We start from the raw sequence: 24,217 nt of genomic DNA on the forward strand, positions 1-24,217 counted from the left end.
CCGGACCATGCAAACTCGTGACGACATTTTCAACACCCTGCGCGATGCCTTGGTCGAGCTGTTCGAACTGGATCCGGCGCGGATCAGCCTGGAGTCCAACCTGTATCAGGATCTGGAGATCGACAGCATCGACGCGGTCGACCTGATCGATCACATCAAACGCCAGACCGGCAAGAAAATCGCCGCCGAAGAATTCAAATCGGTGCGCACCGTCGGTGACGTGGTCGAGGCGGTCTACCGTCTGGTTCAACCGGCCGCATGAGCCGATTGATCGGCCTCGGCCTGCTGCTGGCGGGGCTGCTGTACCCCTTTGCGGTGTATTTCGGCATGGAGCATTTCGCCCCGTGGCAGTTCGGACTGCTGCTGGGCGGGCTGTGGCTGGCGCGCGCGCTGACCGGCGAGCGCAAACCCGGCAGCCGCTGGATGGCCTGCGTAGCGATCGTGTTCTGCCTGCTGCTGGCGCTGTTCGACAGTCCGCTGTTGCTGCGCTGGTATCCGGTGCTGATCAGCGGCTTCATGCTGGTGCTGTTCAGCCTGAGCCTGAAATACGGGCCGCCGATGGTCGAGCGTCTGGCGCGATTGCGCGAGCCGCAATTGCCGCCCGAAGCGATCCGCTACACCCGCCAGGTCACGGTGGCCTGGAGCGTGTTTTTCTTCTGCAACGGTTTGTGCGCCGCGCTCCTGACCCTGTGGGCGCCGCTGCATTGGTGGATGTTGTACACCGGCCTGATCTCCTACGGATTGATCGGCCTGATGTTTGCCATTGAATGGCTGATACGACAACGGGTAAGAGGCCGTAAATGAACTGGATAAAACTTGAGCAACTGTTGCTCAAGGCCCTGCCGGAGCGCGCGATCAGCGCCGCCCCGGCGCTCGACCACACGCAACTGCGCGAGCAGGCGCTGAGCGTTGCCGCCGGCCTGCAGGCACGCGGCGTGCAGCGCATGGCGGTGCATCTGGAAGATGCCGCCGACCTCGCCATCGCCCTGCTCGGGGCCTGGCGTGCGGGTGTCAGTGTATTGCTGCCCGCTGACCTGCAAGCGCAGACCCGCCAGCGCTGGTCGAATGAAGTCGATCTATGGCTGACCGATCACAGCGCGGATGTTCACTTGAGCGATCTGCTGCAGCCGGCCCTGCCCGGTGCTGAACTCGACCTCGAGCAGTGCCGCCTGAGCCTGTGCACCTCCGGCTCCAGCGGCGAGCCCAAGCGTATCGACAAGACCCTGCGCCAACTGGCCAACGAGGTCGAAGCACTGGAGCAACTGTGGGGCGCGGATCTGGGAGAAGCCTGGATCATCGGCAGCGTCGCCACCCAGCACATCTACGGTTTGTTGTTCCGGGTGCTGTGGCCGCTGTGCGCCGGACGCCCGTTCGTGCGCAGGCAACTGGCGTTTCCGGAAGACCTGCAGCGCGCCAGCCGCGAACACCCGGCCTTCGCCTGGGTCGGCAGCCCGGCATTGCTCAAGCGCATGGGCGATAACCTCGACTGGCCGGCCCTGAGCTCCGTGCGCCAAGTGTTTTCCTCCGGCGGCGCTTTACCCGCAGACGCGGCGCAGAGCCTGCAGCAACGCCTGCAACAGTGGCCGACCGAAATCCTCGGCAGCTCGGAAACCGGCGGCATCGCCTGGCGTCAGGGCGCCAGCCTGTGGCAGCCCTTCGCCGGGGTTGAACTGAGTCAGGACAGCGACGGCGCCCTGCTGATCGCCTCGCCCTACCTGCCAGCCGGGCATGTCGAGCACACCGCCGATGCCGCGCGCATTGCCGCCGACGGGCGTTTCGAACTGCTCGGGCGGCTGGACCGGATCGTCAAACTCGAAGAGAAGCGCATCTCCCTGCCGATGCTCGAACAGGCACTGGTCGCCCACGAGTGGGTCGCCGAAGCACGGCTGGGCGTGGTTCAGGAAAACCGCGCGGTACTTGGCGCCTTGCTGGTGCTCAGCGACGCCGGCCTGTTTGTCTTGTGCGAACACGGTCGTCGCAGCCTGACCGAAGCCCTGCGCAAACACCTGAGCCAGCATTGCGAAGCCCTGGCCTTGCCCCGGCGCTGGCGTCTGGTGCGACAACTGCCGCTGAACAGCCAGGGCAAGCTGCCGCAGGCCGACATCGAAGCGCTGCTGCTGGCGCCACGGCCGAAAGCCCCGGAAGTGCTGGAGCAGGTCGAAACCGACGGCGAGTGGAGCCTGCAATTGAGTGTTCCGCCGGACCTGGCCTACTTCAGCGGCCACTTCCCCAAGGCCCCGGTGCTGCCCGGTGTGGTACAGGTCGAATGGGCGCTGAACCTTGGCCGACAACTGCTGAACCTGGCCGGCAAATTTGCCGGCATGGAAGTGCTGAAATTCCAGCAACTGGTGCGCCCGGGCGATGAAATCCAGCTGCACCTGCGTTTCGATCCCGAGCGCGGCAAACTGTATTTCGCCTACCGTAACGACACCGCGACCTGCTCCAGCGGACGAATCCTGCTAGGAGCCGCCGATGCATAACCCTTGCGCCGTAATTCCGGTCTACAACCATGAAACCGCGATCGGCACCGTGGTCGACGCGCTGCTCGCCCAAGGCCTGCCGTGCATTCTGGTGGACGACGCCAGCACCCCGTCCTGCGCGCGAGTGCTGGATGCGCTGGCCGAACGCGAAAGCGTGCATCTGGTGCGCCTGACCCTCAATCAGGGCAAGGGCGGCGCGGTGATGACCGGCCTGCGCGAAGCTGCGCGTCTGGGCTTCACCCATGCCCTGCAGGTTGACGCCGACGGCCAGCACGACCTGCACGATGTCGCCCGTTTCGTCGAGGAATCCCGCACCCACCCGGACGCGATGATCTGCGGTTATCCGCTGTTCGACGAGAGCGTGCCCAAGGGCCGCTTGTACGCACGTTATCTGACCCACGTGATGGTCTGGATCAATACGCTGTCGTTGCAGATCCGCGATTCGATGTGCGGCTTTCGCGTCTACCCGCTGACTCCTACGCTGGCGGTGATCGACTCGGCGCGGGTCGGCAAGCGCATGGATTTCGACTCTGACATCCTCGTGCGTCTGGCGTGGCGCAACCAGCCGATGCGCTGGCTGCAGACCAGCGTGCATTACCCGCTGGACGGCGTCTCGCACTTCCGTCTGTTCCATGACAACGCGCTGATTTCCAGCATGCATACCCGGTTGTTCTTCGGCATGCTGCTGCGCCTGCCCGTCATCCTCTGGCGCCGGTGGCGCACATGAGCGTCGAGACCGACAAGAAGCACTGGGCCGATCGCGAAGAACGCGGCAGCTTCCTGCTGATGAAATTCACCGCGTTCGCCGCCAAGGTGCTTGGCCGACGCCTGCTCAGTCCGCTGCTGTACGGCATCGTCCTGTACTTCTTCCTGTTCGGCCGCACCGCGCGCAACAGTGCCTGGCAATACCAGCAACGGCTGGCTGACTGGAGCAACCGCGCCGAATTGCGCCCGAGTTACTGGCGCGTGTTTCGCCAGTTCATGGCGTTCGCCGATTCGCTGCTCGACAAGCTCGACGTGTGGAACGGTAAGATCCGCATCGAGCAGATCGAAATCATCGACCCGGCACTGCTGCGCAATCAGTTGCGTGGCAGTCGCGGGCAACTGCTGGTCGGCGCGCACTTGGGTAACCTTGAGGTATGCCGCGCACTGGCGGAGATCGGCGAAAAGGTCACCATGAACGTGCTGGTGCACACCAAGCACGCCGAGCAGTTCAACCGCTTGCTGGGCGAGGCCGGGGCGACCAACCTGCGCCTGATCCAGGTCAGCGAACTGGACCCGGTGATCATGCTGCAACTGCACGAACGCCTGGAGCGCGGCGAATGGCTGGCGATTGCCGGCGACCGCGTGCCGTTGCACGGCGGACGCAGCGTCACCGTGGACTTTCTCGGCCACCCCGCGCCGTTCCCGCAGGGGCCGTGGCTGCTGGCCGGTTTGCTCAAATGCCCGGTCAATCTGCTGATGTGCCTGAAACAACCGGACGGCCACTATCGCCTGACCCTTGAACCGTTTGCCGAGAGCGTGACGTGGACACGCCGCGAGCGTGAACAGGTCATTCATCAGTGGGCCACCCGCTATGCGCAGCGCCTGAGTCACTATTGCCTCGAAGCCCCGCACCAATGGTTCAACTTTTACCCTTTCTGGAAGACCGATGACGACGCCAACCCATGAGCCGGTAACCTTCGGCGAACGCCCTTTGCGCATCGAAGACGTACTGGCCCTGGCCAACCGTCAGGCGCCCGTGCAGTTGCAGAGCGACGCCGCCTACCGCGAGCGTATCGCCAAGGGCGCACGGTTCCTCGATTCGCTGCTGGACAAGGAAGGCGTGATCTACGGCGTGACCACCGGTTACGGCGACTCCTGCGTGGTCGCGGTGCCGCTGCATCACGTCGAGGCATTGCCGCGTCATCTCTACACCTTCCACGGTTGCGGCCTCGGCAAACTGCTCGACCCGCAAGCCACCCGCGCCGTGCTGGCGGCGCGTTTGCAGTCGCTGTGCCACGGCGTGTCCGGGGTGCGCATCGAACTGCTGGAGCGCCTGCACGCCTTTCTCGAACACGACATCCTGCCGCTGATCCCCGAAGAGGGTTCGGTCGGCGCCAGCGGCGATCTGACGCCGCTGTCCTACGTCGCCGCGACCCTGTCCGGCGAGCGCGAAGTGCTGTTCCGTGGCGAGCGTCGCCAGGCTGCCGACGTGCATCGCGAACTCGGCTGGACGCCATTGGTGCTCCGTCCGAAAGAAGCGCTGGCCTTGATGAACGGCACGGCGGTGATGACCGGCCTCGCCTGCCTCGCCTTCGCCCGCGCCGACTATCTGCTGCAACTGGCCACGCGCATCACCGCGCTCAACGTGGTCGCGCTGCAAGGCAATCCGGAACACTTTGACGAGCGTCTGTTCGCCGCCAAGCCGCATCCGGGGCAGATGCAAGTCGCCGCATGGCTGCGCAAGGATCTGGCGATCGACGCGCCGACCGCGCCACTGCATCGTCTGCAGGATCGCTACTCGCTGCGCTGCGCCCCACACGTGCTCGGGGTGCTGGCCGACAGCCTGAACTGGTTGCGTTCGTTCATCGAGACCGAACTCAACAGCGCCAACGACAACCCGATCATCGACGCCGAAGCCGAGCGCGTGCTGCACGGCGGGCACTTCTACGGCGGGCACATCGCGTTCGCCATGGACAGCCTGAAAAATCTGGTGGCCAACGTCGCCGACCTGCTCGACCGGCAGCTCGCGCTGCTGGTCGACGAGCGCTACAACCATGGCTTGCCGAGCAACCTGTCCGGCGCCCCGGCGGATCGCGCCATGATCAACCACGGCTTCAAGGCCGTGCAGATCGGCACCAGTGCCTGGACCGCCGAAGCGCTGAAAAACACCATGCCGGCCAGCGTGTTCTCGCGCTCCACCGAGTGTCACAACCAGGACAAGGTGAGCATGGGCACCATCGCCGCCCGTGACGCGATCCGCGTGCTGGAGCTGACCGAGCAGGTCGCCGCCGCCACGTTGCTCGCGGCCAATCAGGGCGTCTGGCTGCGTGGTCGCGATGAAGACGCACGGGCGCTGCCACCTTCGCTGGCCGCCATGCACGAAGAGCTGGCCAAGGACTTCCCGCCGGTCATCGAAGACCGTGCACTGGAAGGCGAACTGCGCCTGTGCCTGCAACGCATCGCCGAGCAACACTGGAGGCTGCATGCGTAGCGCCGGAGTGCTGCACGCCGACACGGAAATCCTCGTACCGTTTTTCGACGTCGACACCATGCACGTGGTCTGGCACGGGCATTACGTCAAATACCTGGAAGTGGCGCGCTGCGCGCTGCTCGACCAGATCGGCCACAACTACACGCAGATGTCCGAGTCCGGTTACGCGTGGCCGATCATCGACCTGCAACTGCGTTATGTGCGTGGCGCGATGTTTGGCCAGCGCTTGAACGTACGCGCCAGTCTGGTGGAGTGGGAGAACCGCTTGAAGATCAATTATCTGATCACCGACCTGCAGACCGGCGAACGCCTGACCCGTGCCAGCTCGGTGCAGGTAGCGGTCGAGATCAGCAGCCGCGAGATGCAACTGGCCTCACCCAAAGTGTTCACCGATGCGGTGGAAAGGATGCTGCGATGAACCTGTTCTGCAAATGCCTTGGCGCGATGGCGCTGCTCGCCGTGTCGACGCTGGCCAACGCCTTCGACCTGCAACAGCTCAGCGAGCAACTGGCGAAACCGGAAGTGATCCACGGCCAGTTCATTCAGGAAAAACATCTGCGCGCGCTGCCTCAACCGTTGATCAGCAAGGGCAACTTCGTCCTGGCGAAAAATCACGGCCTGCTCTGGCTGCTCAAGACCCCGCTGCAACAGGATTACCGCATCACCGCCAACGGCATCGCCCGTCGTGACGGCAACGCTTGGCAGTTGCTGCCGAACAAGAGCGCCGGGGCCGAACAGAACCGTTTGTTCCTCGCTGTGCTGCAAGGTGACAGCAGCGGTCTGCAACGGGATTTCGAACTGGCCCTGAGCGGCGACGCACAGCAGTGGAAGCTCACCCTGACCCCGCGCTCGGTGCTGCTCAAGCAAGTGTTCAATCAGATCAATATCGACGGCGGTGAGCTGGTACAGACCATCGAACTGCTGGAAACCCAGGGCGACAGCACCGTGCTGCGCATGCAGGACAGCACCTCCGGTCAACCGTTGAGCGAAGCGGAGCAACATGACTTTGCCGAGTGAGCGCAGGCTGCCGTGGCTGTTTCTGATCCTGCTGCTGGCGGTCGTCGCGCTGGCCGGGTGGCAGTGGCGCGACGGTGCGCCGCTGTCGGCCAACCTCATGGAGCTGGTACCCGGGACCAACCCTGACGCCCTCGAACTGCGCGCCGAACAGCGCATGCAGGAGCCGCTCAATCGGGAAATGCTGGTGTTGGTCGGTCACACTGATCGCCAGCAAGCGGTGGCCATGGCCCAGACTTTGGGCGAGCAATGGCAGGCCAGCGGTCTGTTCGAAAAGGTCCAGTGGAACCTGCAGGCGGATCTGCCGGCGCTGCGTACGCAACTGCTGCAAGGGCGGCTGGCGATGCTCTCGGCGGATGACCGGCAACTGCTGAGCGAGCACCCTGACGCGTTCATTCAGCAACGGGTGCAGGCACTGTTCGACCCGTTCAACGGTTTCACCCTGGTGCCGAGCCAGGACGACTGGCTGGGCCTGACCGGACGCATTCAGAACAGCCAGCCGAAACACGGCGCGGTGCAACTGGACATCGGCAGCGGCGCACTGGTCGCCGATGCCGACGGCAAGAGCTGGGTGCTGCTGCGCGCGCGCACCACCGGCAATGCCTTCGACATGAACCTGCCGCTGAAAGTCGCTGATCTGCTGCAGCACAGTCGCGAGCAGGCGGCGAGAGCCGACGTGCAACTGTTGGCCGCCAGCGGTCTGCTGTACGCCGCCAACGGCCAGCAACAAGCCACCCGCGAAATGACCTGGGTCGGCGGCGGCGCCACTCTCGGGATTCTGTTGTTGCTGCTGTTGGCGTTTCGCCGCTGGCGGGTGCTGCTGGCGTTCGTGCCGGTGCTGGTGGGCATGCTGTTCGGCGCGGTGGCCTGCGTGGCGCTGTTCGGCCACATGCACGTGATGACCCTGGTACTCGGTTCCAGCCTGATCGGCGTGGCGGTGGATTACCCGCTGCACTATCTGTCGAAAAGCTGGAGCCTCAAGCCGTGGCGCAGCTGGCCGGCGCTGCGCCTGACACTCTCCGGACTGACGCTGAGCCTGATCACCAGCGCCATCGGTTATCTGGCGCTGGCCTGGACGCCCTTCCCGGCGCTGACACAAATCGCGGTGTTCTCTGCCGCAGGATTGCTCGGTGCCTATCTGTCGGCGGTGTGCCTGCTGCCGGCCCTGCTGAACAACGTTGAGCTGCAACCGGCGCAATGGCCGCTGCGCCTGGCCGAGCGCTTGGTGCAACTGCGCGAAACCCTGCTCGAACACGTGCGCACCCCGGTGCTGCTGGCGCTGTTGATCGCGTTCTGCGCTGGCGGTCTGGTGCAGCTGCAAAGCAAGAACGACATCCGCCAGTGGGTCGGTGCGCCACAACGCCTGACCGATGAAGCGCAGACCATCGCGCGCATCACTGGCTATCAGCCGACCAGCCAGTTCTTCCTCGTGCGCGGCGCCAATCAGCAGCAACTGCTGCAGCGTCAGGCCGCGTTAAGCGAACGCCTGCAGCAACTGGTCAACCTCGACAAACTGCAAGGTTATCTGGCCCTCGATCAACTGCTCAGCCCGCCGAGCCAGCAACAGCAAGTGCGCGAGGCACTGAGCAAACTGGCGCAATACTGGCAGCCACTGCTCGAGCTCGGCGTACCGCTCGCGGCGTTGCAAACCGAGTTGCAGCAGTTGCAGAACCTGCCTGCCGAAGACATCGACGCGGCACTGGCCGGGCCGTTAGGCGAGCCTTACCGTACGCTGTGGCTCGGCCCGACCGCTGACGGCGTGGCGGCGATGACCAGCCTGCAAGGCCTGAACAATCCGTCACTGCTGCGGGTGCAAGCCCTGGACTTGCCGGGGGTGATGCTGGTGGATCGTCTCGGCGAATTGAACAACGTGTTCGCCGCGACCCAGATCAGCGCCGCCGAACTGAAACTCGCCTCCTGCGTGTTGATCGTGCTGGTGCTGATCGTGCCGTTCGGTTTCGGTGGCGCCTTGCGCATCGTCGCCCTGCCGCTGCTGGCAGCGCTGTGCAGCCTTGCCAGCCTCGGTTGGCTCGGTCAGCCGCTGACCCTGTTCAGCCTGTTCGGCCTGCTGCTGGTAACGGCGATCAGCGTCGATTACGCAATCCTCATGCGTGAGCAGGTCGGCGGTGCGGCTGTCAGCTTGCTGGGCACCTTGCTGGCGGCGCTGACGACCTGGCTGTCGTTCGGTCTGCTGGCGGTGTCGAGCACGCCGGCGGTGAGCAACTTCGGCCTGGCGGTAAGCCTGGGGCTGGCGTTCAGTTTCATTCTGGCGCCGTGGGCCGGACGTCACGTCCACCGCGCCGCCGTCGTGGAGCCGGCAGCGTGATGGTCGTCGGTTTCTGGCTGATGGCCTTGGCGCTGTTTGCTGTGGCGACCCGTATCGGTCGGCATTTCGGCTTGATCCCGATCGTCAGCCAGTTGCTGCTGGCCAGCTTCGGTTTGCCGCTGCTGATGTATTTCTGGATCGAACCGGGCTGGCAGCTCAGCGGTGCCGAACTGATTGCGCCGGTGTGGCTGAAAGACCTCTACAGCCTGAGTTTCGCGCTGTTGCTCGGGCACATTCTCAGTGATGTGATCGACCTGCGTCTGGACCGCCAGAGCGTGAAAATCGCCGTGCCGAGCTTTGCCGTGCCGTTCGCCTGCGGTCTGGCCGCCGCCTGCTGGCTGCTGCCGGCGCAACCGTGGCTGAACTCGCTGGCTATTGGGCTGGTGTTCGCGATCACCGCGATTCCGGTTTTGTATCTGTATTTGCGTCACATCGACTACCCGCCCGCCGCCACCCGGCGTCTGGTGCAGACCGCAATCCTCATCGACCTGACCTGCTGGACGCTGTTCGGTCTCGCTCAGGGCAGTCTGCATCTGAGCAGTCTGTTGCTGCCGCTGGGACTGGCCTGCGTGCCGCTGCTGTTGCATCTGTTGCGCGTGCGTCGGCCGCTGACCTACAGCCTCGGTTTCTTTGCGCTGCTGGTGCTGGCCGAGCACTACAAACTCAACGCACTGATTTTCGGCATCGGTTATCTGCTGTGCATGGCCTTGCTGAAAGTGCCGCTGGTGCTGCCATTGCCGGCGCGGTGGATGAGCCGTTTGCAGACATGGATCGCGATCCCGCTGATCCTCACCTTCGGTATCGTGCAGATTGACGTGCACAGCGCCCTCGCCAGCCTCGGCGCGGTGCAATGGGCGGCGCTGCTGCTGTTGCCGATTGCCAGTAAACTGCTCGGCAACTGGCTGGGCCTGGGCTGGGCCGGTGCGTCGTTCAAAGGCGCCAGCCGCTGGCGTGAAAGCGTGCTGCTGAATATTCGTGGCCTGAGTGAAATCGTCTTTCTCAACCTGTTGCTGCAACAACAGCTGATCAGCCCGGCGCTGTACTTCGCGCTGATGCTGATGGGCCTGATCGCGACGCTGTTGCCGGCCCTGATCGGCCTGCACCGCGCGCCCCTGAAAACCACCGCCACTGCGCCCGGGAGTTCACGTGCCAACCGTTGAAATGCAACGTCGTCAGGTAGTGATCATTGGTGCCGGCCCGTCCGGCGCCATCGCCGCTGCGCTGCTCACGCGCAAGGGCCACGATGTGCTGGTGCTCGAGCGCCAGCACTTCCCGAGGTTTTCCATTGGTGAAAGCCTGCTCAGCCATTGCCTGGACTTCGTCGAAGAAGCCGGCATGCTCGACGCCGTCAACGCCGCCGGCTTCCAGCGCAAGACCGGTGCTGCGTTCGCTTGGGGCGAGCGCTACAGCGCCTTCGATTTCAGCGACACCTTCACCGCAGGTAAACCCACCACGTTCCAGGTGCAGCGCGCCGATTTCGACAAGCTGCTGGCCGATCAGGCTGCACTGCAAGGTGCCGAGATCCGTTACGGCGATGCCATCGTCCGCGTTGATTTCGACCGGGCCAAACCGCAGCTCGACGTGCTACGCGAAGACGGCAGCGAGTACCGCGTCGAAGCGGATTTCGTACTTGACGCCAGCGGCTACGGGCGCGTGCTGTCGCGTTTGCTCGATCTGGAAGCGCCATCGAATTTCCCGGTGCGCCAGGCGGTGTTCACCCACGTTGAAGATCACATCGACAACCCGGCCTTCGACCGCGAGAAGATCCTCGTCACCACCCACCCCGAGCACCGCGACATCTGGTTCTGGACGATCCCGTTCAGCAACGGGCGCTGCTCGGTGGGCGTGGTGGCTGCCGCCGAACACTTCAAGGGTCGCGACAGCGATCTGGACGCCTGCCTGCGCGGCTTCATCGCCGAAACCCCAAGCCTCGCCGGCGTGCTGAACAACGCGGTGTGGGACACTCCGGCGCGCACCCTCGGTGGTTATGCGGCGAATGTGAAAACCCTGCATGGCCCCGGCTTCGCCCTGCTCGGCAACGCCGCGGAATTTCTCGACCCGGTGTTCTCCTCCGGCGTGACCATCGCCATGCGTTCGGCGAGCATGGCCGCCGCCGTCCTGCACCGGCAGTTGCAGGGCGAAACCGTCGATTGGCAGCGCGAGTTCGCCGAACCGCTCAAACGTGGGGTCGACACCTTCCGCTGCTACGTCGAAGGCTGGTATGCCGGCACCTTTCAGGACGTGATTTTTTATCAAGACAGTCAGGCGGAGATTCGCCGAATGATCTGCTCGATCCTCGCCGGTTATGCCTGGGATGAACGCAACCCGTTCGTCAGCGAAGCGCGCCGCCGGTTGAAGATGATTTCCGAACTCTGTGCAAAGGACGCCCCATGAATTACTTGAGCGACAGCTACGTCGAGGAAACCCGCTTCGGTTTCTGGTTCCTGCGCAGCCACACCTGGCAGCACCACGTGTTGCGCGTGGCGATCAACGATTTGCGCGGGCTGTTCAGCGAGTCGCTGCCGGCCAATCCGGTGCTGCTGGATGCCGGTTGTGGTCAGGGCAAGTCGTTCCGCCATCTGCGCCAGACCTTCGCCCCGCAGCGCTTGATCGGTGTCGATGCCGATCCGCATAGCCTTGAATTGAGCGCCGAAGAAGCGGCGCGTCAGGGTTTCGATGTCGAGCTGATCGGCAGTGACTGCGCGACGCTCAACGTGGCGGACGCTAGTGTCGACCTGCTGTTCTGCCATCAGACCTTTCATCATCTGGTCGAACAGGAAAAAGCCCTCGCCGAGTTCTACCGCGTACTGAAGCCGGGTGGTTATCTGCTGTTCGCCGAGTCCACCGAGGCTTACATTGATACCTGGGTGATTCGCTGGCTGTTCCGCCATCCGATGCATGTGCAGAAGAGCGCGGCGCAGTACCTGGAAATGATTCGCCAGCAGGGTTTCGAGTTTGGCGAACGCAATGTCTCGTACCCGTATTTGTGGTGGAGCCGGTCGCAGGATTTCGGACTGCTGGAGCGGTTTGGATTGCGCCGGCCGAAGCCGTTTGGCGAGCGTGAGGAAACGTTGGTCAACGTTGTTGCCCGAAAACCACTCGCAGAGGCTTCCTGATGCAACACTTAACCTGTGGGAGCGAGCCTGCTCGCGAAAGCGGTGGGTCAGCCAGCCTCTTTGTTGAATGTGCCGGCGTCTTCGCGAGCAGGCTCGCTCCCACAGTGTCCGAGTTGTGGCGACTTTTTGTGGTCAGCATGATGCTTCTGTTGAGTGGTTGTGCCAGCCAGGCCCCGCTGCCCGCGAGCAACCCGACGCTGCCGTTACCGCTGCAACTGCACATCGAGCGCCAACAGGCCGATCAGCGTCAGGACTGGCTGTTGGTGATCCAGCGCGAAGGCCCCGGCATCCGCTGGTCGATGATGGACCCGCTGGGCATCCCCCAGGCGCGTCAACAACTGATCGACGGTCGCTGGCAGGCCGACGGGCTATTGCCGCCCAACCCGGAAGCCCGGGAGCTTTTCGCCGCGTTGCTGTTCGCCCTGACCCCCTCCGGCGAACTGGCGCGCAATTACCCCGCCGCGCAGCAGCAGGGCGAGCAACGCACGCTGGCGCCGCGCTGGGCGGTCCGTTATGCACAACCGTTGAGCTTCGAATTGAATCTGCCCCAAGGCCCGCACTATCGGGTTTCTCCCCTCGGTGAACCGACGCCATGACTGCCTACCTCAATGCCCTCGGCGTGATCTGCGCGCTGGGTCGCGACAAGCACCAGGTCGCGCACAACCTGTTTGCCGGTGACTGCTCGGGCATGCGCCGCGAGTCCGGCTGGGTGGCCGGGCGTGAGTTGCCGGTGGCGGCGGTGCACGGTGAACTGGCGGCGATTCCGGCCGAACTGGCCGACCAGAGCAGCCGCAACAATCAACTGCTGCTGGAAGCCGCACTGCAGATTCGCGAGGACATCGATCGGGCGATCCAGACCTATGGTCGCGCGCGCATCGGCGTGGTGCTCGGCACCAGCACCTCGGGGATCGACGAAGCCAGTCGCGGGTTGGCGCACTACCTTCGTGAGCAGCAGTTCCCGGCCGAGTACGACTATCGGCAACAGGAACTCGGCGCCCCGGCGAATTTTCTCGCCGACTGGCTGCAACTCAGCGGCCCGGCCTACGTGATTTCCACCGCCTGCACGTCCAGTGCGCGGGCATTGATGAGCGCGCAGCGCTTGCTCGATCTGGGCCTGTGCGACGCGGTGCTGTGCGGCGGGGTCGACAGCCTGTGCAAACTCACGCTCAACGGTTTCAGCGCGCTGGAAGCGGTGTCCGACGAGCGCTGCAATCCGTTCTCGGCCAACCGCAACGGCATCAACATCGGCGAAGCGGCGGTGCTGTTCCTGATGAGCAAGCAACGCGGCGACGGCCCGGCCATTGCCCTGCTCGCCAGCGGTGCCAGCTCCGACGCGCACCATATTTCCGCGCCGGAACCGAGCGGCCGCGGCGCCCTGCAAGCAATGCAGAAAGCCTTGAGCCGCGCACAGCTGCAAGCGGCGCAAATCAGCTACCTGAACCTGCACGGCACCGCGACCCAGCACAACGATGCGATGGAAAGTCTGGCGGTCGCCACGCTGTTCCCGGGCGGCGTGGCCTGCTCGTCGACCAAGCCGATGACCGGCCACACCCTCGGTGCTGCCGGTGCGCTGGAAGCAGCGTTCTGCTGGCTGAGCCTGAGCGCCGACAACCCGCAGCAAGCCTTGCCGCCGCACGTCTGGGACGCTCAGCCCGACCCCGAGTTGCCGGCGCTGAAGTGGGTGACCACGAGCGAGCGCCTGTCGTCCATTGCACCCCGCTACCTGATGAGCAACTCGTTTGCTTTCGGCGGCAACAACGTCAGCCTGATTATCGGAGACGCCCCATGAACGACTGGCCGCTCGCCGAACTGCTGCCCCACGCTGGCGACATGATTCTGCTCGACCGCATCCTCAGCTTCGACGAGGAACAGATCCACACCCGCCTCACCGTCAAGCCCGACGGCTTGTTCAATCTGCCTGACGGCAGCCTGCCGGCGTGGGTCGGCATCGAGTTGATGGCGCAGAGCGTCGCCGCCTTCGCCGGTTGCCACGCGCGGCAGAAGGGCAATCCGGTGGAGCTGGGTTTCCTCCTCGGCACGCGTAAATTCGAGTGCAACGTCGAGGCGTTTCCGGCCGGCAGCGAACTGACCATCCATGGCATCCGCTCGCTGGAAGACGACAACGGCATGGGGGTTTTCGAATGCCACATCAATGCCCCCGGCATCGAGGCCAGCGCCCGCCTGAACGTGTTCCGCCCGCCGCAGCCCAGCCAATACCTTGAACAAAACAGAGAGGCGAACGATGACTGAATCCGTACTGGTCACCGGCTCCAGCCGTGGCATCGGCCGCGCCATTGCCTTGCGTCTGGCGCAGGCCGGGCATGACATCGTCCTGCATTGCCGCAGCGGCGTGGCTGAAGCCAAGGCCGTGAAAGTCGAAGTCGAAGCGCTGGGCCGTCACGCGCGCATCCTGCAATTCGACGTCGCCGACCGCGAAGCCTGCAAAACCATTCTCGAAGCCGACGTCGAAACCCACGGTGCCTATTACGGCGTGGTGCTCAACGCCGGCCTGACCCGCGATGGCGCTTTTCCGGCGCTGAGCGATGACGATTGGGACGTGGTGCTGCGCACCAATCTCGACGGTTTCTACAACGTCCTGCACCCGGTGATGATGCCGATGATCCGCCGCCGCGCCGCCGGTCGGATCGTCTGCATCACTTCGGTGTCGGGTTTGATCGGCAACCGTGGCCAGGTCAACTACAGCGCCTCCAAGGCCGGGGTGATCGGTGCGGCGAAAGCGTTGGCGATTGAACTGGGCAAGCGCAAAATCACGGTTAATTGCGTCGCGCCGGGCCTGATCGACACGGCGATGCTCGACGAAAACGTGCCGGTGGAAGAGCTGATGAAAATGATCCCCGCACAACGCATGGGCACCCCGGAAGAGGTCGCTGCTGCGGTGAATTTCCTGATGTCGGCGGAAGCCTCGTACATCACCCGCCAGGTCCTGGCGGTCAACGGAGGCCTGTGCTGATGAAGCGCGTTGTCGTCACCGGCATGGCCGGCATCACCTCGCTGGGCAGCGACTGGCAGACCATCGCCGGCAACTTCGCGGCCAACCGCAGCGGCATCCGCCGCATGGACGAGTGGGACCGCTTCAGCGAACTCAACACCCGCCTGGCCGGGCCGATCGATGATTTTGTCGTACCGCCGCACTGGACCCGCAAGCAACTGCGCAGCATGGGCCGGGTGTCACGGCTGGCGGTGGGTGCGGCGGAACAGGCGCTCGCTGACGCCGGCCTGCTCGGTGACGAATCGATCAAGGACGGACGCATGGGTGTGGCGTGTGGTTCGTCCACCGGCAGCACCGACGAGATCAAGGCCTTCGGCAACATGCTGCTGAACTCGGTGGCCGAGGGGCTCAACGCCAACTCCTACGTGCGGATGATGCCGCACACCACCGCGGCCAACATCAGCATTTTTTTCGGCCTCACCGGACGCCTGATCCCGACGTCCAGCGCCTGCACCAGCGGCAGTCAGGGCATCGGCTACGCGTATGAAGCGATCAAGTTCGGACGGCTGCCGCTGATGCTCGCCGGCGGTGCCGAAGAACTGTGCCCGACCGAAGCCATGGTCTTCGACGCGCTATACGCCACCAGCCTGAAAAACGACGCGCCACAGACCAGCCCACGTCCGTACGACAAGGGCCGCGATGGTCTGGTGATCGGCGAAGGCGGCGGCATGCTGGTGCTCGAAGAGCTGGAGCATGCGCTGGCTCGCGGTGCGCGGATCCACGCCGAGATCGTCGGTTTCGGCAGCAACGCCGACGGCCAGCACACCACTCGCCCCGAGCAGATCACCATGCGCCGCGCCATGGAACTGGCGCTGGACGACGCCGGGCTGACGCCGGATGCCATCGGTTACGTCAATGGTCACGGCACGGCTACAGAACAGGGCGACATTGCCGAAACACTGGCGACCAGCAGTCTGTTCGGCGAACACATGCCGATCAGCTCCCAGAAGAGTTTCCTCGGCCACACGCTGGGGGCCTGCGGCGCGCTGGAGTCGTGGTTCAGCATCGAAATGCTCAATCGCGACCTGTACACGCACACGCTCAACCTCGACGAGGTCGACCCGCACTGCGGCAAGCTCGATTACCTGCGCGGCGAATTCCGCCAGATGCATCACGAGTACGTGATGAACAACAATTTCGCTTTTGGTGGCGTCAACACCTCGTTGATTTTCCGCCGCTGGCACTGACCGCAACACGTTTGGAGTGAAGGGAATGACTCAGTTTCACCGCATCGCCGCCCTGCTGGCCCTGGCCTTTGTGCTCGGCGGTTGCACCAGCAAACCGGTTTACAACGCCAAGGAAGAGTTCTCGCCCAACCTCGGCTTCACCCAGCAACAGATGAGCCGCGCCATCGTCACCGCGCTCAATGATCGCCAGTGGGTGGTGCAGTCGGTGCGCCCGGGCATGATCAAAGCGGCGATTACCGTACGCGGCCGTCATCACGCCGAAGTCGACATCCCGTTCAGCCCGACCTCGTTTGAAATTGACTACCGCAGCAGCTACGGCCTCGACGCCAAGGACGGCAAGATCCACGGCAACTACAATCGCTGGGTCAACCGCCTGCGCGACAACGTGCTCAAGGAACTGTCGATCAACCCGGACATCGAGTTCGTCAACGACTTGGGCATCGTCAAGCAAGGCGCCGACGAACCGACCTACCTGAGCTTTCGCGAGGGCGTCAAACGCGCCACCGACGCCGGCCTGCTCGACGGCAGCGTGAAGTTCTACCTGGCCGGCGAAACCCTGCCAAAACAGGTGCGCAAACTCGACACCGTGAGCAGCAGCCGCAAAACCAACGGCTCGAACAAATCCGACGCCGACGCCTGCTTCTGGGCGCTGCAGTCGGCCCTCGCCACCCTGCAGAACGCCGCGAAAAAAGCCGACGCCAACGCCGTGATCAACATCGCCAGCGTCGACCAGCGCGACCTGTACAAAGACACCGAGAAATTCCAGTGCCGCGCCGGCCTGGTGGTGTCGAGCGTGGCGTTGCGTGGGGATTTGGCGCACGTTGATTGATTGAACTGTAGAAACGACAAAGGGCGCCTTGCGGCGCCCTTTGCTATTCTGTTCAGCTCAAGTGCTGGCATGTAACTTCAAGCCCAACGCCTTTACCACTTTCAGAATCGTTCCAAACTCAGGATTTCCTTCACCTGACAGTGCACGGTAGAGACTTTCTCGAGACAGCCCGGCGTCACGTGCGACTTGGGTCATGCCTCGCGCTCTCGCAATGGTGCCCAGTGCCTTGGCGATAAAGGCAGGATCATCTCCAGCCTCCTCCATGCAGGCATCCAGATAATTGGCCATGTCCTCTTCTGTCTTGAGGTACTCGGCTGAGTCCCAACGAGTGAATTGTTCGGTCATGGGTTTTGCTCCTGCCAAGACTCCGCGATGAGCCTGGCTTGCTTGATATCTCGGGGTTGGCTGCTCTTGTCTCCGCCACAAAGGAGGATGACCACTTGCCGACCTTGTTGCATGAAATAGACTCGATATCCGGGGCCATAGTCAATTCTGACTTCGCTGAGCCCCTCACCGACGGCTTTGACATCACCAAAATTCCCATCGGCCATACGATCAATGCGCACCTGAATACGCATCCTGGCGCGGCTGTCAGCCAGCTTCAAAAGCCAGCTGGAGAATGTTGAACTTCGAATAATCTCGGGCATGCTCGGAAGTGTAGCCCTTGAGCTACACATGTTCCAGATGGTTTTTTCTGCACCGACGTACGGTGTCTACACTCGTTAAATCGTTGAATGCTGACTCGCAAAGTCAAGGAGATGACCATGCAAGTGAAAGCCCTGATCGCCGCCGCACTCCTCGGGCTATTGCCCATCGCCAGCCACGCCACCAACCTGATGTACATGCCGTTCGAAACCGTGCTCTCGGATGCGATCCGCGCCGGGCGGCTGGATGGCAGTGTGAAGTTCTATCTGATCGGCAACGGGCCGCAGGGCACGCAGCAGTTGTTACGCCGGGATGTGGTCAGTGATTTGCGCACCAACGGTTTCAACAAGAGCGATCACGACTCCTGCGAGTGGGTGCTGCAGTCGAACCTGATCAAGTTGCAGGCCGATGCCAAACGGGTCGGGGCGAATGCGGTGGTCAATATCGTCAGTTATTACGACCAGCATGTGCGCAAGGATTTGAATACCTATGAGTGCCGTGCGGGAGTGTTTGTGACACGGGTGGCGTTGAAGGGGGATCTGGTGCGGTTGCCCTGAGAGGTGTGGTGTTTGGGCGGGCGCCTTCGCGAGCAAGCCCGCTCCCACAGGAGAACGTATTCCAGGGTGGGAGCGGGCTTGCTCGCGAAGAGGCCGGCAGGCATCACACTGATGAAGGCTCAACCTTGCGTGTAAGCAGTTCGACAAACGCCTTGGCCATCGGCGATTTCTGATCCTTGCGCTGCACCAGCCACACCGCCGACACCGCCTCCGGATCGAGCAGTGGTCGATAGACCACACCGTCAATGCGCATCCGCTGATACGACGCCGGCAACACCGAAACCCCCAGCCCCGCTGCGACCAGTCCGATGATGGTCATCGCCTCACCGGCCTCCTGGGCGAAGTGCGGGCTGAATCCGGCATCGCGGGCCAGACTGAGCAGTTGCGCATACAGCCCGCTGCCGTAGCTGCGTGGAAAGAACACGAACGGCTCCAGCGCCAGCGCCGAGAGGAACAAGCCTTCCTCGCTGCCCTGCGCCAACGGATGTTTGGAGCCGAGCACCGCCACCAGCGGCTCACGCATCAGCTCCACCACACTGAGCGAATCCGGCAGGCCCAGCGGGCGCATGATCCCGACTTCGATCGACTCATCCACCAGCGCATCCGCGACCATGGTGCTGCTCATCTCCCGCAGGTTCAGGTGCACTGCCGGGAAACGCTGGCGAAAAGAAAAAATCGCCTGGGGAATGGTCGAGTTGAACGGCGCCGACGAGGTGAAGCCAATCTTCAATTCGCCGAGCTCGCCGAGTTGCGCACGCCGGGCGACATCCGCGGCTTTGTCGACCTGCGCCAGCACCAGCCGCGCCTCCTGCAGAAACAATCGGCCGGCCTCACTCAGTTCGACCCGACGATTGGTGCGCTCGAACAACCGCGCGCCGACCTCTTGCTCCAACGCCTGAATCTGCTGACTCAACGGTGGCTGAGAGATCCCCAGTACCTGTGCAGCGCGGCCGAAATGCAGTTCTTCGGCGACGGCGATGAAGTAGCGCAGATGACGCAATTCCATGGAAACCCCATTAGGTCGTTAAAGCTATCAAACAGGTCGAACAATATATTGGATAGAAACATTAGCCAGCTATATGATTTTTTCATTGCCTGCCTGGCCGTGCCCTCCGAGGTCTGATGTGAAAACCGCCACCGCCCCTCTTGCCCATGAAGTTCCGCCTGCCGCGGCGGACGATGTCATCGCCGAGCTGCAGGAGATCTACATCGAAAAAGGCACGCCGATGTTCATGCGCACGGTACTGGCGCTGTTCAGCGGCGGCTTCGCGACCTTCGCTTTGCTGTATTGCGTGCAGCCGATGATGCCGCTGCTGTCCCACGAGTATGGAATCAACGCGGCGCAGAGCAGCCTGATTCTGTCGGTGGCGACTGGCATGCTGGCCGTCGGGCTGTTGATCACCGGGCCGATCTCCGACCGGGTCGGACGCAAACCGGTGATGGTCGCAGCGCTGTTCGCCGCCGCGCTGTGCACCATCGCCAGCTCGATGATGCCGAGCTGGCAGGGCGTGCTGATCATGCGCGCGCTGATCGGGCTGTCGTTGAGCGGCCTGGCGGCCGTGGCAATGACTTACCTGAGTGAGGAAATCCATCCGCAGCACATCGGTCTGGCGATGGGCCTGTACATCGGCGGCAACGCGATTGGCGGGATGAGCGGGAGGTTGATCACCGGGGTGTTGATCGACTTTGTCAGTTGGCACACGGCAATGCTGGTAATCGGCGGTCTGGCATTGGTTGCGGCGGCAGTATTCTGGAAAATCCTCCCCGAATCGCGCAACTTCCGCTCACGCTCGCTGCACCCACGCAGCCTGCTCGATGGCTTCACCATGCACTTTCGCGACGCCGGCCTGCCGCTGCTGTTTCTTGAAGCGTTCGTGCTGATGGGCGCCTTCGTCACTCTGTTCAACTACATCGGTTATCGCCTGCTGGCCGCGCCGTACAACCTCGATCAGGTGTTCGTCGGTTTGCTGTCGGTGGTGTACCTGTCGGGCATCTACAGCTCGGCGAAGATCGGTTCACTGGCGGACAAACTGGGGCGGCGCAAAGTGCTGTGGGCAACCATCGCGCTGATGTTCGCCGGCCTTGCGCTCACGATGTTTACGCCGCTGTTGCTGGTGATCGTCGGCATGCTGATCTTCACCTTCGGCTTCTTCGGCGCGCACTCGGTGGCGAGCAGCTGGATCGGCCGGCGTGCGACCAAGGCCAAGGGCCAGGCGTCGTCGTTGTATTTGTTCAGCTATTACGCCGGGTCGAGTATTGCCGGCACGGCTGGCGGGGTGTTCTGGCATCTCGGCGGGTGGAATGGCATCGGCCTGTTTATTGGCGCCCTGTTGATGATCGCGCTGTTGGTGGCGTTGAAACTGGCGAAGTTGCCGCCCCTCGGTGGCAGCGCTCCCGCTTGAGTCAGAACACCATTTTTTTCAGGATTCGGCGCCCACACATTTCGTGTTTGATAACGGCTGCGATGTGTAGCGCTACTTGAACCAGTAACATCACGCACGCCCAAACATGGATGACGAAAAACCGATCAATCCACTGTAGATCGTTCAGCGGCGCCGGAATAAGAACCAGATCAAATATATTGATCGGTCGATCCATCATTAATATTCCTGTGAGCAAGACAACCGCCGTCATCAGATAAATAGACTTATGCATCCAACTCGCCAGACGCTCCACAAAGGTCCTGTCCACCTCGCAAGTGGTGTGAGAGCCTCTGACAGAAACATACAATCTCAGTATAAATATCGGAATAAATAAAGCCGTCACCGAAACATTTATAAATCCGACTATCGATTTTGTTTCCGCTGCAACTTTAATGACTGACACATAGAAGCCAGACAACAGAGCCCATAAAATTACTGCCGCAGATATCCAGTGCAAAGCAATCTGGAGACGCGAATATCCAACCCTTTTCATTGCAACCATCCTGATAAACAAGTGGCGCAATTACAAGGCTCTTAATTATCAACGTCAACGAGAAAACCATTAACAGAAACTGCACAAAGTAAACAATCTTTACGAACAAGGTTTATTGCACGTTCAACTTAAACATACAAAAATCAATTACCGCCCGAACATTGCATTCGGGCGGTCGTGTCAAAATCTTACTCGTGATACTGCGCCGACAACTCGTGCACCGCACGCAGGAACGCACCGGCGTGCTCCGGATCGACCTCAGGGGTGATGCCGTGGCCGAGGTTGAACACGTGGCCGCTGCCCTTGCCGTAGCTGGCCAGAATGCGTCCGACTTCAGTGCGGATCGCTTCAGGTTTGGCGTAGAGCACGGTCGGGTCCATGTTGCCTTGCAGCGCGACCTTGTCGCCGACGCGGGCGCGAGCGTTGCCGATGTCGCAGGTCCAGTCCAGGCCCAGTGCGTCGGCGCCAGCGTCGGCGATACTTTCCAGCCACAGGCCGCCGTTCTTGGTGAAGAGGATCACCGGCACTTTGCGACCGTCGTGCTCGCGGATCAGGCCGCTGACGATTTTCTTCATGTACGCCAGGGAGAACTCCTGGTACGCCGCCGCCGACAGGTTGCCGCCCCAGGTATCGAAGATCTGCACCGCTTGCGCGCCGGCCTGGATCTGGCCGTTGAGGTACGAGGTCACCGACTGCGCCAGCTTGTCCAGCAGCAGGTGCATGGCTTGCGGGTTGTCGTAGAGCATCGCCTTGGTCTTGCGGAAGTCTTTCGACGAGCCGCCTTCAACCATGTAAGTGGCGAGGGTCCACGGGCTGCCGGAGAAGCCGATCAGCGGCACACGGCCGTTCAGCTCGCGGCGGATGGTGCTGACCGCGTCCATCACGTAGCCGAGGTCTTTGTGTGGATCAGGGATCGGCAACGCTTCGATGTCGGCCAGGGTGCTGACGACTTTCTTGAAGCGCGGGCCTTCACCGGTCTCGAAGTACAGACCCTGGCCCATGGCATCGGGGATGGTGAGGATGTCGGAGAACAGGATCGCCGCGTCCAGTTGCGGGTAGCGGTCGAGCGGTTGCAACGTAACTTCGCAAGCGAATTCCGGATTCATGCACAGGCTCATGAAATCACCGGCCTGGGCACGGCTGGCGCGGTATTCCGGCAGGTAGCGGCCGGCCTGGCGCATCATCCACACCGGGGTGACGTCTACAGGTTGCTTGAGCAGGGCGCGGAGGAAACGGTCGTTCTTCAGGGCAGTCATGTCGGCATCCGGAAAAAAAGTGCGGGCATTTTCTCAGAGCGCGACGCAAAAGGCACGGATGCAGGTCAGCCTTTTGTCTATCGGGTCAATTTATTGCGCTGTATTGAGCGCACAGAAACCAGTGTGGGAGCGGGCTTGCTCGCGAAAGCGGTGCGTCAGTCAATACATCGGGTGACTGATACAAAGCCTTCGCGAGCAAGCCCGCTCCCACATTTTTGATCGCATTTCAGGCTGAAATGTAATCAGACACCCAGGTAATCGAGGATCCCTTCAGCCGCATTGCGGCCTTCGAAGATTGCCGTTACCACCAGGTCGGAACCGCGCACCATGTCGCCACCGGCGAAGATTTTCGGGTTGCTGGTCTGGTGCTTGTACTGACCCTGCTCAGGCGCGACGACGCGGCCCTGGCTGTCGGTCTGGATTTCGAACTGTTCGAACCACGGTGCCGGGCTTGGACGGAAACCGAACGCAATGACCACGGCGTCGGCCGGGATGATCTCTTCGGAGCCCGGGATCGGCTCGGGGCTGCGACGGCCACGGGCATCCGGTTCGCCGAGACGGGTCTCGACCACCTTCACGCCTTCGACCTTGTCTTCACCGACGATCGCGATCGGCTGGCGGTTGTAGAGGAATTTCACGCCTTCTTCCTTGGCGTTCTTCACCTCTTTGCGCGAGCCGGGCATGTTCGCTTCGTCACGACGATAGGCGCAGGTCACCGACTTGGCGCCCTGACGAATCGAGGTGCGGTTGCAGTCCATCGCCGTGTCGCCACCGCCGAGTACCACGACCTTCTTGCCTTTCATGTCGACGAAATCTTCCGGCGACTTTTCAAAGCCCAGGTTGCGGTTGACGTTGGCAATCAGGAAATCCAGCGCGTCGTAGACGCCCGGCAGATCCTCACCGGCAAAACCACCCTTCATGTAGGTGTAGGTGCCCATGCCCATGAATACCGCATCGTATTCGGCGAGCAGTTGCTCCATGGTCACGTCCTTGCCGACCTCGGTGTTGAGGCGGAACTCAATGCCCATGCCGGTGAAGACTTCGCGACGATTGCTCAGCACGGTCTTCTCAAGCTTGAACTCGGGAATGCCGAAGGTCAGCAGACCGCCGATTTCCGGGTTCTTGTCGAACACCACCGGGGTCACACCGCCACGCACCAGCACGTCGGCACAGCCCAGACCCGCCGGGCCCGCACCGATGATCGCGACACGTTTGCCGGTCGGTTTGACCTTGGACATGTCCGGGCGCCAGCCCATGGCGAATGCGGTGTCGGTGATGTACTTCTCGACCGAACCGATGGTCACCGCACCGAAACCGTCGTTGAGGGTGCAGGCACCCTCGCACAGACGATCCTGCGGGCACACCCGGCCACAGACTTCCGGCAGGGTGTTGGTCTGGTGCGACAGCTCGGCGGCCTGGAGGATGTTGCCCTCGGCCACCAGCTTCAGCCAGTTGGGAATGAAGTTGTGCACCGGGCACTTCCACTCGCAATACGGGTTGCCGCAACCCAGGCAGCGGTGGGCCTGGTCGGCCGACTGCTGGGGTTTGAACGGTTCGTAGATCTCGACGAACTCTTTCTTGCGTTGACGCAACAGTTTCTTCTTCGGATCCTTGCGCCCGACATCGATGAACTGGAAGTCGTTATTCAGACGTTCAGCCATTGTTAAAACCTCATCAAACTCTTC

Annotated in this window: 26 protein-coding genes; 20 read left to right on the forward strand and 6 right to left on the reverse strand. The window is 62.5% G+C overall.

All coding sequences use genetic code 11. The features are described from left to right. The first annotated feature begins 7 nt into the window (after positions 1-7). The 18 genes from ACM6I7_RS18205 to ACM6I7_RS18290 are packed head-to-tail and all read left to right on the forward strand — an operon-like array spanning position 8 to position 17,158. On the forward strand, positions 8-262 hold the full coding sequence (locus ACM6I7_RS18205; RefSeq protein ID WP_003220947.1) for an acyl carrier protein: 255 nt from the start codon (positions 8-10) through the stop codon (positions 260-262). Beyond that, the gene (locus tag ACM6I7_RS18210; protein ID WP_027611342.1) at positions 259-804 is read left to right on the forward strand and encodes a membrane protein; all 546 of its coding nucleotides are present in this window, start codon (positions 259-261) and stop codon (positions 802-804) included. Before ACM6I7_RS18205 ends, ACM6I7_RS18210 begins: the two co-directional genes overlap by 4 nt. Next, a complete protein-coding gene (locus ACM6I7_RS18215; RefSeq protein WP_414888985.1) occupies positions 801-2,480 on the forward strand; it encodes an AMP-binding protein in 1,680 nt (559 codons plus the stop codon). The genes ACM6I7_RS18210 and ACM6I7_RS18215 overlap by 4 nt, the downstream gene beginning before the upstream one ends. After that, entirely contained in the window at positions 2,473-3,207 is a 735-nt protein-coding gene (locus ACM6I7_RS18220; protein ID WP_414888986.1) for a glycosyltransferase family 2 protein, read from the forward strand. Before ACM6I7_RS18215 ends, ACM6I7_RS18220 begins: the two co-directional genes overlap by 8 nt. Next, positions 3,204-4,151, forward strand: coding sequence for a glycosyl transferase (locus tag ACM6I7_RS18225; RefSeq protein WP_414888987.1), 948 nt, complete (start codon positions 3,204-3,206; stop codon positions 4,149-4,151). The genes ACM6I7_RS18220 and ACM6I7_RS18225 overlap by 4 nt, the downstream gene beginning before the upstream one ends. Beyond that, entirely contained in the window at positions 4,132-5,676 is a 1,545-nt protein-coding gene (locus tag ACM6I7_RS18230) for an HAL/PAL/TAL family ammonia-lyase (protein WP_414888988.1), read from the forward strand. Before ACM6I7_RS18225 ends, ACM6I7_RS18230 begins: the two co-directional genes overlap by 20 nt. Further along, positions 5,669-6,094: an acyl-CoA thioesterase gene (locus ACM6I7_RS18235; protein WP_414888989.1), complete on the forward strand. Its 426-nt coding sequence runs from the start codon at positions 5,669-5,671 to the stop codon at positions 6,092-6,094. Before ACM6I7_RS18230 ends, ACM6I7_RS18235 begins: the two co-directional genes overlap by 8 nt. Then, the gene (locus tag ACM6I7_RS18240; protein WP_096794707.1) at positions 6,091-6,693 is read left to right on the forward strand and encodes an outer membrane lipoprotein carrier protein LolA; all 603 of its coding nucleotides are present in this window, start codon (positions 6,091-6,093) and stop codon (positions 6,691-6,693) included. The genes ACM6I7_RS18235 and ACM6I7_RS18240 overlap by 4 nt, the downstream gene beginning before the upstream one ends. Continuing rightward, on the forward strand, positions 6,677-9,016 hold the full coding sequence (locus ACM6I7_RS18245; RefSeq protein WP_414888990.1) for an MMPL family transporter: 2,340 nt from the start codon (positions 6,677-6,679) through the stop codon (positions 9,014-9,016). The genes ACM6I7_RS18240 and ACM6I7_RS18245 overlap by 17 nt, the downstream gene beginning before the upstream one ends. Further along, complete coding sequence (locus ACM6I7_RS18250) at positions 9,013-10,176, forward strand: sodium:proton antiporter (RefSeq protein ID WP_414888991.1); 1,164 nt, start codon at positions 9,013-9,015, stop codon at positions 10,174-10,176. The genes ACM6I7_RS18245 and ACM6I7_RS18250 overlap by 4 nt, the downstream gene beginning before the upstream one ends. Next, the gene (locus ACM6I7_RS18255; RefSeq protein ID WP_183783767.1) at positions 10,163-11,410 is read left to right on the forward strand and encodes an NAD(P)/FAD-dependent oxidoreductase; all 1,248 of its coding nucleotides are present in this window, start codon (positions 10,163-10,165) and stop codon (positions 11,408-11,410) included. Before ACM6I7_RS18250 ends, ACM6I7_RS18255 begins: the two co-directional genes overlap by 14 nt. Further along, positions 11,407-12,132 (forward strand): class I SAM-dependent methyltransferase, encoded by a 726-nt coding sequence (locus tag ACM6I7_RS18260; protein ID WP_103368714.1) that lies wholly within the window; start codon positions 11,407-11,409, stop codon positions 12,130-12,132. The genes ACM6I7_RS18255 and ACM6I7_RS18260 overlap by 4 nt, the downstream gene beginning before the upstream one ends. Beyond that, on the forward strand, positions 12,132-12,728 hold the full coding sequence (locus tag ACM6I7_RS18265) for a hypothetical protein (protein WP_223849606.1): 597 nt from the start codon (positions 12,132-12,134) through the stop codon (positions 12,726-12,728). Before ACM6I7_RS18260 ends, ACM6I7_RS18265 begins: the two co-directional genes overlap by 1 nt. Further along, positions 12,725-13,921 (forward strand): beta-ketoacyl-[acyl-carrier-protein] synthase family protein, encoded by a 1,197-nt coding sequence (locus ACM6I7_RS18270; protein ID WP_097087032.1) that lies wholly within the window; start codon positions 12,725-12,727, stop codon positions 13,919-13,921. Before ACM6I7_RS18265 ends, ACM6I7_RS18270 begins: the two co-directional genes overlap by 4 nt. Next, on the forward strand, positions 13,918-14,382 hold the full coding sequence (locus tag ACM6I7_RS18275) for a hotdog family protein (protein WP_414888992.1): 465 nt from the start codon (positions 13,918-13,920) through the stop codon (positions 14,380-14,382). The genes ACM6I7_RS18270 and ACM6I7_RS18275 overlap by 4 nt, the downstream gene beginning before the upstream one ends. Next, the gene (gene fabG, locus ACM6I7_RS18280; RefSeq protein WP_333989380.1) at positions 14,375-15,103 is read left to right on the forward strand and encodes a 3-oxoacyl-ACP reductase FabG; all 729 of its coding nucleotides are present in this window, start codon (positions 14,375-14,377) and stop codon (positions 15,101-15,103) included. The genes ACM6I7_RS18275 and fabG overlap by 8 nt, the downstream gene beginning before the upstream one ends. Beyond that, positions 15,103-16,329, forward strand: coding sequence for a beta-ketoacyl-ACP synthase (locus ACM6I7_RS18285; RefSeq protein ID WP_103368718.1), 1,227 nt, complete (start codon positions 15,103-15,105; stop codon positions 16,327-16,329). The genes fabG and ACM6I7_RS18285 overlap by 1 nt, the downstream gene beginning before the upstream one ends. Before the next feature lie 25 nt (positions 16,330-16,354). Then, positions 16,355-17,158, forward strand: a complete 804-nt coding sequence (locus ACM6I7_RS18290) for a hypothetical protein (RefSeq protein WP_027611326.1) — start codon at positions 16,355-16,357, stop codon at positions 17,156-17,158. 57 nt (positions 17,159-17,215) lie between these two features. Here the strand turns inward: ACM6I7_RS18290 and ACM6I7_RS18295 are convergent, their stop codons facing one another. After that, a complete protein-coding gene (locus tag ACM6I7_RS18295) occupies positions 17,216-17,503 on the reverse strand; it encodes an addiction module antidote protein (RefSeq protein WP_007943750.1) in 288 nt (95 codons plus the stop codon). Further along, positions 17,500-17,805 (reverse strand): type II toxin-antitoxin system RelE/ParE family toxin, encoded by a 306-nt coding sequence (locus tag ACM6I7_RS18300; RefSeq protein WP_041074898.1) that lies wholly within the window; start codon positions 17,803-17,805, stop codon positions 17,500-17,502. Before ACM6I7_RS18300 ends, ACM6I7_RS18295 begins: the two co-directional genes overlap by 4 nt. Before the next feature lie 117 nt (positions 17,806-17,922). Here ACM6I7_RS18300 and ACM6I7_RS18305 point away from each other — a divergent pair, with 117 nt between their 5' ends. Beyond that, positions 17,923-18,360 (forward strand): hypothetical protein, encoded by a 438-nt coding sequence (locus ACM6I7_RS18305; protein WP_027611324.1) that lies wholly within the window; start codon positions 17,923-17,925, stop codon positions 18,358-18,360. Positions 18,361-18,463: 103 nt separating this feature from the next. Here the strand turns inward: ACM6I7_RS18305 and ACM6I7_RS18310 are convergent, their stop codons facing one another. Then, the gene (locus ACM6I7_RS18310; protein ID WP_414888993.1) at positions 18,464-19,366 is read right to left on the reverse strand and encodes a LysR substrate-binding domain-containing protein; all 903 of its coding nucleotides are present in this window, start codon (positions 19,364-19,366) and stop codon (positions 18,464-18,466) included. 178 nt (positions 19,367-19,544) lie between these two features. Between ACM6I7_RS18310 and ACM6I7_RS18315 the strand changes: the two genes are divergently transcribed. Next, positions 19,545-20,762 carry an MFS transporter gene (locus ACM6I7_RS18315; protein ID WP_414889039.1) on the forward strand — a complete coding sequence of 406 codons (1,218 nt, stop codon included), beginning with the start codon at positions 19,545-19,547 and terminating at the stop codon, positions 20,760-20,762. Position 20,763: 1 nt separating this feature from the next. Here ACM6I7_RS18315 and ACM6I7_RS18320 read toward each other — a convergent pair whose 3' ends face one another. The 3 genes from ACM6I7_RS18320 to ACM6I7_RS18330 form a co-directional block, all read right to left on the reverse strand. Further along, positions 20,764-21,276: a cytochrome b gene (locus tag ACM6I7_RS18320; RefSeq protein ID WP_027611321.1), complete on the reverse strand. Its 513-nt coding sequence runs from the start codon at positions 21,274-21,276 to the stop codon at positions 20,764-20,766. A gap of 188 nt (positions 21,277-21,464) precedes the next feature. After that, the gene (hemE, locus tag ACM6I7_RS18325; protein WP_007952372.1) at positions 21,465-22,532 is read right to left on the reverse strand and encodes a uroporphyrinogen decarboxylase; all 1,068 of its coding nucleotides are present in this window, start codon (positions 22,530-22,532) and stop codon (positions 21,465-21,467) included. Positions 22,533-22,774: 242 nt separating this feature from the next. After that, positions 22,775-24,193, reverse strand: a complete 1,419-nt coding sequence (locus ACM6I7_RS18330) for an FAD-dependent oxidoreductase (RefSeq protein ID WP_007909438.1) — start codon at positions 24,191-24,193, stop codon at positions 22,775-22,777. Positions 24,194-24,217: the final 24 nt, after the last annotated feature.

The organism is Pseudomonas sp. IT-93MI4 (genome assembly GCF_949767635.1).
In the GTDB taxonomy this organism is placed as follows: domain Bacteria; phylum Pseudomonadota; class Gammaproteobacteria; order Pseudomonadales; family Pseudomonadaceae; genus Aquipseudomonas; species Aquipseudomonas putida_A.

Bases quoted from the DNA above. Each gene is read 5' to 3' on its own strand.
- ACM6I7_RS18205 (WP_003220947.1), top strand. From the start codon at position 8: ATGCAAACTCGTGACGACATTTTCAACACCCTGCGCGATGCCTTGGTC.
- ACM6I7_RS18210 (WP_027611342.1), top strand. From the start codon at position 259: ATGAGCCGATTGATCGGCCTCGGCCTGCTGCTGGCGGGGCTGCTGTAC.
- ACM6I7_RS18215 (WP_414888985.1), top strand. From the start codon at position 801: ATGAACTGGATAAAACTTGAGCAACTGTTGCTCAAGGCCCTGCCGGAG.
- ACM6I7_RS18220 (WP_414888986.1), top strand. From the start codon at position 2,473: ATGCATAACCCTTGCGCCGTAATTCCGGTCTACAACCATGAAACCGCG.
- ACM6I7_RS18225 (WP_414888987.1), top strand. From the start codon at position 3,204: ATGAGCGTCGAGACCGACAAGAAGCACTGGGCCGATCGCGAAGAACGC.
- ACM6I7_RS18230 (WP_414888988.1), top strand. From the start codon at position 4,132: ATGACGACGCCAACCCATGAGCCGGTAACCTTCGGCGAACGCCCTTTG.
- ACM6I7_RS18235 (WP_414888989.1), top strand. From the start codon at position 5,669: ATGCGTAGCGCCGGAGTGCTGCACGCCGACACGGAAATCCTCGTACCG.
- ACM6I7_RS18240 (WP_096794707.1), top strand. From the start codon at position 6,091: ATGAACCTGTTCTGCAAATGCCTTGGCGCGATGGCGCTGCTCGCCGTG.
- ACM6I7_RS18245 (WP_414888990.1), top strand. From the start codon at position 6,677: ATGACTTTGCCGAGTGAGCGCAGGCTGCCGTGGCTGTTTCTGATCCTG.
- ACM6I7_RS18260 (WP_103368714.1), top strand. From the start codon at position 11,407: ATGAATTACTTGAGCGACAGCTACGTCGAGGAAACCCGCTTCGGTTTC.
- ACM6I7_RS18265 (WP_223849606.1), top strand. From the start codon at position 12,132: ATGCAACACTTAACCTGTGGGAGCGAGCCTGCTCGCGAAAGCGGTGGG.
- ACM6I7_RS18270 (WP_097087032.1), top strand. From the start codon at position 12,725: ATGACTGCCTACCTCAATGCCCTCGGCGTGATCTGCGCGCTGGGTCGC.
- ACM6I7_RS18275 (WP_414888992.1), top strand. From the start codon at position 13,918: ATGAACGACTGGCCGCTCGCCGAACTGCTGCCCCACGCTGGCGACATG.
- fabG (WP_333989380.1), top strand. From the start codon at position 14,375: ATGACTGAATCCGTACTGGTCACCGGCTCCAGCCGTGGCATCGGCCGC.
- ACM6I7_RS18285 (WP_103368718.1), top strand. From the start codon at position 15,103: ATGAAGCGCGTTGTCGTCACCGGCATGGCCGGCATCACCTCGCTGGGC.
- ACM6I7_RS18290 (WP_027611326.1), top strand. From the start codon at position 16,355: ATGACTCAGTTTCACCGCATCGCCGCCCTGCTGGCCCTGGCCTTTGTG.
- ACM6I7_RS18295 (WP_007943750.1), bottom strand. From the start codon at position 17,503: ATGACCGAACAATTCACTCGTTGGGACTCAGCCGAGTACCTCAAGACA.
- ACM6I7_RS18300 (WP_041074898.1), bottom strand. From the start codon at position 17,805: ATGCCCGAGATTATTCGAAGTTCAACATTCTCCAGCTGGCTTTTGAAG.
- ACM6I7_RS18305 (WP_027611324.1), top strand. From the start codon at position 17,923: ATGCAAGTGAAAGCCCTGATCGCCGCCGCACTCCTCGGGCTATTGCCC.
- ACM6I7_RS18310 (WP_414888993.1), bottom strand. From the start codon at position 19,366: ATGGAATTGCGTCATCTGCGCTACTTCATCGCCGTCGCCGAAGAACTG.
- ACM6I7_RS18320 (WP_027611321.1), bottom strand. From the start codon at position 21,276: ATGAAAAGGGTTGGATATTCGCGTCTCCAGATTGCTTTGCACTGGATA.
- hemE (WP_007952372.1), bottom strand. From the start codon at position 22,532: ATGACTGCCCTGAAGAACGACCGTTTCCTCCGCGCCCTGCTCAAGCAA.
- ACM6I7_RS18330 (WP_007909438.1), bottom strand. From the start codon at position 24,193: ATGGCTGAACGTCTGAATAACGACTTCCAGTTCATCGATGTCGGGCGC.